The sequence below is a fragment of the Streptomyces sp. NPDC058375 genome, from assembly GCF_042723425.1.
Classification (GTDB): Bacteria; Actinomycetota; Actinomycetes; order Streptomycetales; family Streptomycetaceae; genus Streptomyces; species Streptomyces durocortorensis.
In genome coordinates this window covers 15,592-28,062 of sequence record NZ_JBHXJG010000079.1, presented here as the reverse complement: position 1 = coordinate 28,062, position 12,471 = coordinate 15,592, and the positions used below count along the sequence as shown (strand labels likewise).

At 73.6% G+C, this 12,471-nt stretch carries 5 protein-coding genes; all 5 read right to left on the bottom strand.

Going from position 1 to position 12,471, the window contains the following annotated elements; genetic code table 11:
- Window positions 1–61: 61 nt before the first annotated feature.
- The 5 genes from ACFWM7_RS15650 to ACFWM7_RS15630 are packed head-to-tail and all read right to left on the bottom strand — an operon-like array spanning window position 62 to window position 12,460.
- On the bottom strand, window positions 62–6,634 hold the full coding sequence (locus ACFWM7_RS15650; protein ID WP_383260538.1) for an amino acid adenylation domain-containing protein: 6,573 nt from the start codon (window positions 6,632–6,634) through the stop codon (window positions 62–64).
- 1 nt (window position 6,635) lies between these two features.
- Window positions 6,636–7,682, bottom strand: coding sequence for a low-specificity L-threonine aldolase (ltaE, locus tag ACFWM7_RS15645; protein ID WP_383260535.1), 1,047 nt, complete (start codon window positions 7,680–7,682; stop codon window positions 6,636–6,638).
- Between the two features lie 53 nt (window positions 7,683–7,735).
- Complete coding sequence (locus ACFWM7_RS15640) at window positions 7,736–10,003, bottom strand: pyridoxal-phosphate dependent enzyme (protein ID WP_383260534.1); 2,268 nt, start codon at window positions 10,001–10,003, stop codon at window positions 7,736–7,738.
- Window positions 10,000–10,986: a kinase gene (locus tag ACFWM7_RS15635; RefSeq protein ID WP_383260532.1), complete on the bottom strand. Its 987-nt coding sequence runs from the start codon at window positions 10,984–10,986 to the stop codon at window positions 10,000–10,002. The genes ACFWM7_RS15640 and ACFWM7_RS15635 overlap by 4 nt, the downstream gene beginning before the upstream one ends.
- Entirely contained in the window at window positions 10,955–12,460 is a 1,506-nt protein-coding gene (locus ACFWM7_RS15630) for an argininosuccinate lyase (protein WP_383260530.1), read from the bottom strand. Before ACFWM7_RS15630 ends, ACFWM7_RS15635 begins: the two co-directional genes overlap by 32 nt.
- Window positions 12,461–12,471: the final 11 nt, after the last annotated feature.

Here is a 12,471-nt window from a genome sequence, read left to right as displayed (position 1 = left end):
GTAAAAGGGCGGCGGAGGCGCTGGGCTCTCCGCCGCCCGTGGTGCTGGTGAGAGGCGCGCTCTAGCGGCGCGCGGTGCGGCTGCGGCGGACGATGCGCGGGCCGTCGTCCTCGTCGGCGGCAGCGGCGGCAGCCGGGTCGGCCGTGTCGACGACGGCGGCGAGCCCGGCGACCGTCGGCGCCTGGAAGAACTCCTGGACGGTCAGCGGTACGCCGAACCGGGCGCGGATCCGGGTGAGGGCCTGGATCGCCAGGAGCGAATGCCCGCCCAGGGCGAAGAAGCTCTCCTGGCGGCCGACCCGGTCCAGTCCGAGGAGCGCCGCCCAGATCTCCGCGACCCCGCGTTCGGTGTCCGTGGCGGGGGCCGCGTACGCGAGGCGGGTCGGGCGTACCCCGAGCGCGAGCAGGGCCCTCTTGTCCACCTTGCCGTTCGTGGTGAGCGGCAGTGCGTCGAGCACGCGGTACGCGGAGGGCACCATGTAGTCCGGCAGGGCCGCCTCGGCGCAGCCGCGCAACTGCGCCTCGTCAGGCGCGGGCACCCCGGTCTCCGGGACCACGAAGGCGATCAACTGCCGCCCCACGGACGGGATGTCGACGGGCAGGACGCGGGCCTGGTCGACCGCCGGGTGTGCCGAGAGCGCCGCCTCGATGTCGCCCAGCTCGATCCGGAAGCCCCGGATCTTCACCTGGTCGTCGGTCCTGCCGTGGAACTCCAGCATCGCGTCCCGCCGCCAGCGCGCCAGGTCGCCCGTGCGGTACATCCGCGAGCCGGGCGGCCCGAACGGGTCGGCCACGAACCGTTCGGCGGTCAGCCCCGGGCGGCCCAGATAGCCGCGCGCCAACTGCGCTCCCGCCAGATACAGTTCGCCGGTCACTCCCGGCGGCACCGGCTGGAGCCGGGCGTCGAGCACGTACACCTGGACGTTCTCGATCGGCCGGCCGATCGGCGTACGGTCGTGGACGTCGACGCAGTCCATCACGGTGACCGCGACGGTGCTCTCGGCCGGGCCGTAGCCGTTGAAGAACGTGCGTCCCCCGGCGGTCCACAGCGGGACGAGGGAGCCGGCGTAGGCCTCCCCGCCGACCGAGACCAGACGCAGTCCGGGCAGCCGCTCCGGATCGAGCAGCGGCAGCATCGCCGGCGGGAACTCCGCCACGGTGACGCCCGTGGTGCGCATCAGCTCCGTGAGCACCTCGGGGTCGCGGCGCTCCTCGTCGGAGGCCACCACCAGGGCGGCGCCCGAGAGCAGGGAGCAGTAGACGTCCTGGGCGTGCACGTCGAAGGTGGGCGCCGCGAAGTGCAGGAGCGTGTCGGCGTCGGTCACCTCGTACCGGCGGGTGAGCGCGTGGAAGAAGCTCACCACCGCGTGGTGCTCGACCAGGACGCCCTTGGGCAGCCCGGTGGATCCCGAGGTGTGCACCACGTACGCCGCGTGGCGCGGGGTCAGCGGGCGCACCCGGTCCGCGTCGGCCGGATTCGACTCCTTGCCCGGGGTGTCCACCAGGGCGGCGACCGACTCGACGGTGAACACGGCGACCGGCGCGGCGTTCTCCAGTGTGGCGGCGGTCCGGGCGGCGGGCGCGGCGGGGTCGATCGGCATGTACGCGGCGCCGGACTTCAGCACGCCGAGCATGGCGGTCACCATGTCCGCCGAGCGTGGCAGCACCAGCGCGACCAGGTCCTCGGGGCCCGCGCCGGCCGCGATCAGGTGGTGCGCCACCCGGTTGGCGCGGGCGTTGAGCTCCCCGTAGGAGATCGTCCGGCCGGCCCAGACCAGGGCGGGGGCCTCGGGGGCGCGCGCCACCCGCTCCTCGAACAGCTCGACGAGGGTGGCCGGAGCGACCGGGCAGGTCCGGGAGTTCCGCGTGACGACGAGGTCGGCGCGCTCCTCGGAGGCCAGCAGGTCGACGGCGGCCAGGCGGCGTCCGGGGTCGTCGGCGAAGGCCTCCAGGATCCGGACGAGCCGGTCGCCGAAGTCCTGCGCGCTCGCCTCCTCGAAGAGGTCCACGCTGTACTCGACGTAAGCGTCCAGACCGTCGGGGTCGCCGTCCGGGGTGTGGCTCTCGGTGAGGTCGACGTGCAGGTCGAACACGGCCGAGTCGAGGTCGAGCGGGACCGGCTCGGCCCGTACGCCCGGCAGGTCGAGCAGGTCCTCGGTGTCGTTGTGCAGGGTGAGCATCACCTGGAACAGCGGGTGACGGGTCAGGGAGCGGGCCGGGTTGAGCGCCTCGACCAGCCGCTCGAAGGGGATGTCCTGGTTCTCGTACGCGGCGAGGTCGGTGTCCCGTACCCGGCCCAGCAGCTCCCGCAGCGTGGGGTCGCCGGAGATGTCCGTGCGCAGCGCCAGCGTGTTGACGAAGAAGCCGACCAGCTCGTCGAGCGCCTCGTCGGTGCGGCCCGCGATCGGGCTGCCGATGACGATGTCCGTGCCGCCGCCGAGCCGGCCCAGCAGGGCGGCCAGACCGGTCTGGAGCACCATGAAGAGACTGGTGTCGGTCTCCTGCACGCGTTCCAGGAGCCGCCGGTGCAGCGGTGCGGGGATCCGGAACGGCACCGTCCCGCCCTGGTTGCTCGCCACCGCCGGGCGCGGCCGGTCCACGGGCAGCACGGTCTCCTCCGGTGCGCCGTCGAGCGCCGTGCGCCAGAAGGCGAGCTGGCGGGCGGCCGTGCTGTGCGGGTCGTCCTCGCTGCCGAGGAGGTCCTGCTGCCAGAGGGTGTAGTCGGGGTACTGCACGGGAAGCGGCGGGAGTTCGGGCGCCGCTCCCCGCGTCCGTGCGGCGTAGGCGGCGGCCAGGTCCCGCCACAGCGGGCCCATGGACCAGCCGTCACCGGCGATGTGGTGGATCACCAGCAGGAAGACATGGGTGTCCGGGCCGGTGGCGAAGAGGTGGGCGCGGACCGGCGGGTCGACCGTGACGTCGAAGCCCTCGCCCGCGGCCCGGGAGGCGGCGGCCGCCACCTCCTGCCCGGTGGTCTCGGTGACGACGAGCCGGGGGCGCGCCTCCGCCGGGTCCAGGAGCTGCTGACGGGGGCCGTCGGCCGAGTCGGGGAAGACCGTGCGCAGCGTCTCGTGCCGGGCGACGAGGTCGCCGAGGGCCGCCTCCAGGGCCGCGCGGTCGAGGGGACCGGTGAGCCGCAGCGCGGAGGGCATGTTGTACGCGGCCCGCTGGTCCTCGAACCGGTTGAGGAACCACAGGCGTTGCTGGGCGGACGACAGCGGTACGACGTCCGGGCGCTCCGCGCGGACCAGCGGCCTGCGCGCGCCCTCGGCCGCTTCGAGGGCCCGGGCGAGGGCCGCGACCGTCGGCGTCTCGAAGACGGTCCGGATGGGGAGTTCGACGCCGAGCTCCGAGCGGATCCGGCTGATCAGCCGGGTGGCGAGCAGCGAATGGCCGCCGCCGGAGAAGAAGTTGGCGTCGACGTCGTGCCACTGCCGGCCGAGCACCTCGCCGAAGAGGGCGCACAGCTCCTCCTCGCGGCGGCTCCCGGGCGCCTTCCCCGCCGCCGGGGTGAACGCGGGGGCGGGCAGGGCGCGGCGGTCCAGCTTGCCGTTGGGCGAGAGCGGGAAGGCGTCCAGGGTGACGAAGGCGCTCGGCACCATCGCGGAGAGCAGGAACTCCTCGGCGTGGCGGCGCAGTTCGCCGGTGTCCGGGGTGCTTCCCGCGTCCGGTACGACGTAGGCGGCCAGATACTTCCCCTCGGGACGGTCGTCCCGGGCGAGCACCGCGACCTGGGCCACCGAGGGGTGCTTGGCCAGTACGGACTCGATCTCGCCCGGCTCCACGCGGATGCCGCGGATCTTGACCTGGTGGTCGGCCCGGCCCTGGAACTCCAGGGTCCCGTCGGACAGCCGCCGGGCGAGGTCGCCGGACCGGTACATCCGGGAGCCGACCGGACCGTGGGGGTCGGCGACGAAGCGTTCGGCGGTGAGGCCGGGGCGGTCCGCGTAGCCGCGGGCGACGCCCTCGCCGCCGATGTACAGCTCGCCCACGACACCCGCGGGCACCGGCCGCAACCGCCCGTCGAGGACGTAGACCCGGGTGTTGGCGACGGGCCGGCCGATCGGGGCCGCGACGGGCCAGCGGGCGGGGTCGGCGGGCAGGGAGTGGACCGTCGCCCCGTGCGCCTCGGCGGGGCCGTACAGGTTGTGCAGCCGCCGGCCGTTCCCGGTGTGGTGGGCGCGGGCGCGGTCGTCGAGGGTGAGCGCCTCACCGGCCTGCTGGACGTCGGTCAGCGAGGCCAGCGCGAGCCCGAGCTCCTCGGCGGCCTCGTACACCGCGTCGATGACCGGGGCGGGCGCGTACAGCTCGTTGACCTGGTGGCGGTCCAGCCAGCGGACGAGCTGTTCGGCGCTGCGCCGGGTGTCCTCGGTGGGCACCACGAGCGTCTTGCCGGAGATCAGCGTGGAGAGGATCTCCTGCACGGAGACGTCGAAGCCGACCGCGGTGAACTGGGCCGTCCGGGCGCCGGTCATGCCCGCCATCGTGTCCCGCTGCCACAGGATCAGGTTGCGGGGCCCGGCGGCCGGCATCAGGACGCCCTTGGGGCGGCCCGTGGAGCCGGAGGTGTAGATGACGTACGCCGTGTTCAGAGCGGTGAGCGGCGCGGTGCGCTCCGCGTCCGTGGGGTCGGTGGCCGGGCGGGCGGCCGTCTCGGCGATCAGCGCGGGGTCGTCCAGCAGCAGCCGCTCGGCCCCCTCCGGCACCAGGCCGGCGGTCCGGGAATGGGCGATCGTCAGCGCCGGGGCGGCGTCGCCGAGGAGGTAGGCGACGCGGTCGCGGGGGTAGTCCGGGTCCACCGGGACGTAGGCCGCGCCGCTCTTGAACACGGCGAGCAGCGCCACGATCATGTCGAGCGAGCGGGGCACGAGCAGGGCGACGGACCGCTCCGGGCCCGCTCCCCGGGCGATCAGGGTGTGGGCGAGCCGGTTGGCGCGCTCGTTCAGCTCGGCGTAGCTGAGGGTCTCCCCCTCGAACATCACCGCCGGCGCGCCGGGCGTCCGGGCGACCTGTTCCTCGACCAGGGCGGGCAGGGTCGCCTCGGCGACGGGAGCGGCGGTGGCGTTCTGGCCGGTGATCTCGCGTGCGTGCTCCTCGGAGGTGAGGAGGCCGATCTCGTCGACGCGGGCGTCGGGCGTGGTCAGCAGGGCCCGGAGAGCGGCGAGGTAGTGGCCCGTCATCCGCCGTACGCGGTCCTCGTCGTAGAGGTCCTTGCTGTACACGAAGCGGCAGGCGGTGCCCTCGGGCCCGGCCTCGAAGTGGACTTCGAGGTCGAAGCGGGTGACGCGGTCCTCGATCTCCAGGAAGCGCACGTCCAGGCCGGGGACGCGGGTCTCCTCGCGCAGGTCCAGGTAGTTGCACATGACCTGGAAGACCGGGTTGAGGCCCGGGGCGCGGTCGGGAGCCAGCTCCTCCACCACCCGGCCGAAGGGCGCCTCCTGGTTGGCCTGGGCGGACAACAGGCTCTCGTGCGTACGCCGCCGGAGTTCGGCGAGCGTCGCCCCGCCGGGCACCCGGGAGCGCAGCGCCACCGTGTTCACGAAGAACCCGACGATGCCCTCGAACTCCTTGCGGGTCCGGTTGGCGACGGGCGCGCCGACGATGACGTCCTCCTCGCCCGTGTAGCGGTGCAGCAGGACGGTGAACGCGGTGAGCAGCACGCTGAACGGGCTGACCCCCTCGCGTCGGCACAGCTCCCGCAGCTCCCGCTCCAGGTCGTCCGGGAGCGCGGCCAGGAGGGTGCCGCCCTCGAAGGAGGGCCGGGCCGGGCGGGGCCGGTCGGCGGGTATCCGCAGGACGGGCAGCTCGCCGGCCAGTTCGGTCTTCCAGTGGTCGACCTGGCGGCGCAGGTCGCCGCCCACGAGCGACTCCTGCTCCCAGCCGGCGTAGTCCGCGTAACCGAGCGGGAGGGCGGGCGGCGCGGCGGGTGTGCCGGAGACCCGGCCCTCGTAGAACTGCCACAGCTCCCGGGAGAAGACGCTCTCCGACCAGCCGTCGGTGACGATGTGATGGAAGTTGAGGAAGAGGTAGTGGCGGCCGGCGCCGGGGCCGGACCGGAAGACGGCGGCCCGCAGCAGCGGCCCCTCGGTCAGGTCGAACGGGATCTGCGCCGCGTCGGCCATCCGGCGCAGCACCTCCGCCTCGACCGCGTCCGGCGTGGCGCCCGGGACGTCGGTGCAGGGGATGTCGAGCGTGAGGGCCGGGGAGATCCGCAGCACCGGTTCGTCCGTCTCGCGGCCCAGGACGGACCGCAGCATCTCGTGCCGGCCGATCAGGTCCTGGAGTGCGCCGCGCAGGGCGTCCAGGTCGAGCGGGCCGTCGACGCGCAGGGCGAAGGGGACGTTGTAGGCGGCGTTGCTCCCGTGCAGCTGGTCCAGGAACCACAGTTGGCGCTGGGCGCTGGAGGCGGGCAGCGGGCCGTCCCGGTCCACCGGGCTGATCGTGCCGTCCGCGAAGACGTCCCGGTCCGTGCTGAGGAGCATGTCCAGGAGCTCGGCCTGGAGGTTCTCGGCGGTGTTGTGCGGTGCCGGGCCGGTGTTGTGCGGTGCCGTGGGGGTCGTCCGCGGTGCCGCGCCGGTGTCCTGCGGTGCCGTGCCAATGCTCCGCTGTGCCATGTCGGTGTCCTGCGGTGTCATGTCAGTGCTCCCGTCCGTCGGCGAGCACCCGGCGCACGATGGACAGCGCCCGGTCGATGTCGGCCTCGGTGACCCCGTTGTGGGTGACGGCGCGCAGCCGGCCGTGGCCGAGTTCGGCCAGCGCGAGACCGTGCAGGCCGACCGCCTCGACGAAGCTCTGCCAGGTGAAGCGGGGGTCGCTCACCCGGAACATGACGATGTTGGTCTGCACGGCGCCCGGGTCCACGTCGATGCCGTCGATCCCGGCGAGCCCCTCGGCCAGCCGCAGCGCGTTCGCGTGGTCGTCCTGGAGCCGGTGCAGGTCGTCCAGGGCCACCAGCCCGGCCGCCGCGATGAGGCCCGCCTGCCGCATGCCGCCGCCGAGCATCTTGCGGGCCCGCCGCGCCTCCGCGATGAACTCGGCGGTGCCCACGACCATCGAGCCGATCGGGGCGCCGAGCCCCTTCGAGAGGCAGAACTGCACGGAGTCCGCGTACTGCGCGATCTCGCTCACCGGCAGCCTCAGCGCGGTGGCCGCGTTGAAGACCCGCGCCCCGTCGAGGTGCACCGCGACCTCGTGCTCGTGCGCGAACTCCCACACCTCCTTGAGATAGGTCTGCGGCAGCACCACGCCCCCGCACCGGTTCTGGGTGTTCTCCAGGCAGATCAGCGAGGGCAGCGCGAACTGCTCGTCGTCCGGGTCGTCGGGGAAGCCCCGCCGCAGGTCGGACAGGAGCAGCCGGCCGTCGTCCTGGTTGGGGATCGGCTCGTACATGACGCCGGCGCAGACCGTGGCTCCGGCCGCCTCGTAGATGTAGATGTCGCTCTCCGCGCCGACCAGCATCTTCGAGCCGCGCGGGGCGTGCGTCATGATCGAGACGAGGTTGGCCATGGTGCCGCTGGGCAGCAGCAGGCCCGCCTGCTTGCCGAGCAGTTCGGCGGCGCGCTCCTCCAGTTCGAGGACGGTCGGGTCCTCGCCGTAGACGTCGTCGCCGAGGCGGGCCTCGTTCATCGCCCGCATCATGGCGGGGGTGGGCAGGGTGAAGGTGTCGCTGCGCAGTTCAATCATGGTCGGTGCTCTCTTCGCTGCTGGTCTGTGGGTGGTGTCGGAGCGCCGGGGGCTCAGGCGTCGGGGCTCAGCCGGACGTCGACGGTGCGCAGGGCCGTGTCCAGGGCGTCCGCCACCTCGGCGGAGCCGGCTCCGGCGGCGACGACGTGGCCGAGCCGGTCGTAGGCGTTCTGCGCCGGGCGTACGGCCGTGCCTTCGCGGACGGTCACGGTGACGCGCTCGACGCCTTCCAGAGCCTGGGCCTCGTCGGCGCCGGCCACGGTCTCCAGGGTTCCGGGGCGGTCAGCCAGCAGGAACTGGATGCCCGCGTGGCCGCTCCGGTCGGCGGCGAGGTCGACGGGGAGGGCGGCGGCGGCCCGGATCTGTTGCTCCAGCAGGTCGCGGCCGGTGGCCAGCCGGATCAGCTCGGGGATCATGCCCCCGGCCAGCCGCGGGTTGATCTCGATGACCGCCGGTCCGTGCTCGGTGAGCTTGACCTCGGTGTGCGTGGGGCCGGTGCGGATGCCGACGGCCTTCAGCGCCCGCCGTACGGTCTCGGCCAGCTCCTCCCGTACGGCCTCGGGCAGTTCGGCGGGGAACAGGTGCCGGCACTCGACGAAGTGGGGAAGGCCCGTGAGGTGTTTGGCGGTGACGCCGACGCAGGTGGCCTCGCCGTCCTCGCTGAACATCTCCACGCTGTACTCGGGGGCGTCGAGGTATTCCTCGACCAGGACGGTGCGTGCGGTGGGCAGCCCTCGTACGTTGGTGTGCACGGCGAGGACCCGGGCCGCGTGGGCGACGGCCTCCTCGACCGTGGTGCACAGGAGCACGTCGTTGGAGCCGGAGTCGTCGGCGGGCTTGACCACGCACGGCAGCCCCACCTCCGCCACCGCCCCGGCGGTCTGCGCCTCGTCCGTCACCACGGCGAACCGGGGCTGGCCGACGCCCGCCGTCGTGAGGGTCTGCCGCAGCCGCGCCTTGTTGCGGCAGGCGACCGTGGCGTCCTCGGGGTTGCCGGGCAGGCCCAGCCAGTCGGCGAGCGCGGCGACCGTGGGCACGTAGAAGTCGCTGGTCGTGGTGATCCCGGCGATCTCCTCGCGGCGGAAGTGCTCCTGGATCAGCTTGCGGAGGCCGGGCATGTCGTTGGTGTCGCAGACCATGACCTCGCATCCGGTGCCGTCCAGCCCGGCGTAGCGCTCCGGCTTCGAGGTGAGCAGGACGGCGGTGAGGCCCAGGCCGGCGGCGGTGCGCAGCGCCTGCACCCCGGTGCCGCTGGTGTTGGCCTCGACGAACAGCAGATGGCGGCGGCGCTCCGGGCGTCCGCTCAGCTCGGCGCGGGACCAGGTGTAGACCTCGGTGCCGTAGTCGACGGTGACGGGGGCCTCGGCCAGCGGGAGGTCCGCCAGCCGGTGCTCCTGCCAGTAGGCGTCGCTGTAGACCGTGGTGGTGTACCGGTCGCCCCGGTCGGGGAAGATGCCCGCGATCCGGGTGCCGGGCGCGGCCCGCAGTGCGGTGTCGCGCAGCAGCCGGTAGACGGAGCCGGAGGTGTTGCCGGCGAAGATCTGCTGTTCGCGGGCGAGTGCGCGGGTGGCGGTGAACGCCTCGTGGTCGTTGAGCCAGTGGACCTCGTCGATCTGGGTCCGGTCGAGGTTGTTGGGGTGCAGGCTGTTGCCGAGCCCGCTCTGCTTGCGGCCCGGGACGTCGGGCTGGTCGAAGAGGGTGCTGCCGACCGAGTCGACGCCGAGGACCCGGAGTCCGGGCAGGTGCCGGCGCAGGGCGCGGGCGGTGCCGCAGAGGGAGCCGCCGCTGCCGACCGCGCCGACCAGGATGTCGATGGGGCCGAGGTCCTCCAGGATCTCGGCGGCGAGCGCCCGGTAGGCCCCGGGGTTGTCGGGGTTGCTGTACTGCTGCGGCCAGAAGGCGTCGGGCATCTCGCGCATGAGTTCCGCGAGCCGGGCGAGCCGGGCGCCCTGCCAGCCGCCGTCGGTCATGGCGGGCACGACGTGCACCTCGCAGCCGAGCGCCAGCAGTTTCGCCATGGTCGTCGGGTCGGTCCGCGGGTCGGTGACGATGTGGACCGGGTGGCCGAGCGAGCGGCCGACCAGGGCCACGCCGAGCGCCATGGTGCCCGAGGAGCTCTCCACGACGGGGGCGCCCGGTCGGAGCACGCCCAGCCGACGGGCCTCGGCCACGATGTTCCTGGCGACCCGGTCCTTCATGCCGAAGGCGTTGGCGAGCTCCAGCTTGGCGTACACCTCGGTGCCCGCGGAGGCCGGCAGGTCGAGGCGGACCAGCGGTGTGTGGCCGATGGCTTCGTTCATCGAGTCGAAGATCATGTTCATGCCCCCCAGGCACGGTCGGTGTGCGAAGAACGAGCGGGTACGGGCACGGCCCGGCGGGCACCGGAGTGCCAGGCGTCGCCCGTGCCGAGCGAGCGGTGTACGGAGGTGGCGCCGGGCAGTTCGGCGCAGGCCGCGCGTGCGGCGGCCACCTTCGTCTCCAGGGCCGGGTCGTCGGCGGCGTACAGGATGCCGAGCACGGTGCCGCTGTGCGCGCAGACCACCCCGAGTCCGCCCGTCGCGGCGCTGATCCGCTCCAGCTCGGGCAGCCGGCGGCGGGGCCGCAGCCGGGCGTTGAGCTGGGCGCTGCGGGTGGCGACCTGGCCCACGGTGGTGAGGTCGCCCGCCCGGACGGCGTCGCACAGCCGGTCCAGCAGCCGCGCGTACTCCCGCTTCTCGGCCTCCCCGGCCGGTTTCGCCGCCCGGTTGTGCACGATCGTGTCGACCTGGCCGCCCTCGTCGTGCGCGACGATCACCAGGGGCGGCAGGGCGCCGAGGGCTTCGCGGAGTTCGGCCTCCCGGTGGTAGTAGGCGACGATCTCGTCGTACATGACGCCGTCGGTCGGTTCGATCTCCCGCAGGAACGACTCGATCGTCGGGGCGTCGAACGCGGTGCCGATCGCCGCCGCCACGGCGCGTGCCGTGGCCACGAGGTCCGCCGACGAGCTGGCCATGCCCTTGCCCTCGGGCAGTTCGCTGTCCAGCTCCAGGACGCCGCCGCCCCCGTGGCCCGCCGCCGCGAGGGCGAGCCGGGCGATCCGCAGGGCCTTGCGCTTGTGCGGCGGCCAGACGACCAGTCCGCTGCTGTCGGGGAAGTGCTGGAAGGAGGCCGTGCTCCACGCGGCGACCGGGAAGGTCACCATGAAGTGCCGGTCGCTGCCCGGCAGCACCCCCTGCAGCAGTTCCCCGAAGGTCCCGAAGGCCCGGCCGGTCCCCCGGGCCGCCCCGTCCGTCTCAGACAGCACCGTGCGCGGTGTCGCTTCCATCTGCACTCTCCCCCGTTCCCCGGGCGTTGACCGCCCTGTCCTGCCATTCCTTGACGAGCCGTTCGCGCTCCGCGCCCTGGGCGCGCAGTGCGGCGGCCACCGCCTCCGGGTGCGTGGACCCGGAGGACTTCATACGGAGCAGCGCCCGCTCCACGTCGAAGGCGTCGCCCAGCGTCCCGGCCGGGTCGCGCAGGACCACGCCCTGGGTCGCGGCGGCCTCGCGCAGCAGCTCCGGGTCGGTGTCGGCCGGGGCGCGCCCGGCCTCCGACGCCGCCACGACGTACCGGCCGGCGATCACCTGGGCGCGGCGCCAGGGGACGTCCTCGGCGAGCGTGAGGGAGTTGGCGAGCGAGAAGCCGCCGAGGAACTCCCGGGCGCACACCCGGGCCATCCGGTCGGTGTCGAAGTCGAGATGGCGCAGGACCCCGGTGAACAGCCGCAGGGTGCTGCGCAGCGTCTCGAACGACTGGTTGACGTACGCCCCGGCCTCCTTGGACACCTCGACGGTGTTGGAGTACGGCGTGTTCCGCTGCCCGAGGCTCGCGTCCAGGTGGAAGGAGGACAGATGGGCGCTGCGGCCGCGGATCCGCTCCAGGACCGGGAAGTTCTTCTTCTGCGGCATCGCGGAGGAGATCCCGCACAGCTCGTCGGGCAGGTCGATGAAGCCGTACTCGCTGCTGCCCCAGGCGAGCAGATCCGTGGCGAAGCGGCTCAGCGTCACCCCGAACACACCGAACTCCGCGGTGATTTCGAGCGCCCAGGCGCGGGAGGCGACGGAGGTCAGCGCGTTGGGCTGGACCCGTCCGAAGCCGAGCAGCCTGGCCAGCCGGTCGCGGTCCCACGCCAGCTCCTGCCCCGACATGGCGCCCGCGCCGAGCGGGCACGCGTCGAGGGATTCGTAGGTGGCGAGGAGCCGGCGCAGGGTGTGCTGGACGTGCTCGGAGAGCGCGGCCAGATGGAAGCCGGGCGTGATGATCTGGGCGGCCTGGTGGTGGGTGTAGCCGGGCATCGGCCGGTCGGCGGTACGGGCGGCCAGCGCCCGCGCGGCGGCCTCGAACTCCAGCAGGTGTTCCGCCGCCTCGACGAGCCGGGCCCGCCCGAACATCAGCTGGGCGCAGGCTTGGAGGTCGTTGCGGCTGCGGTCGACGTGCCAGGCGGGGACGGGGGCGGAGAGCCCGGACTCCACGTGGCGTTCGAGGGCGAACGCGATGTCGGACATGGTCGAGCTCTGGTTGGCCGCCAGGACGTCCTTCGTCGCGCCGGCCAGCAGGCCGTCGAGCTCGGCCGCCTGCTCGGGGGTGACGAGCTCCATGCGGGCGTACTCGGCGACGAGCGCCCGCTCGATCCTTACGTAGAACGGCAGGAGGTGCTCGGACTCGTAGCGGAACTGCGGATCGAGGATCTCCTCGCGCAGCAGGGTGCTGGGGCCGCTAGCGATGCGGCCGGTGAGCGCGGTGTCGTGCGACGTGTTCACAGGGGTGCCCC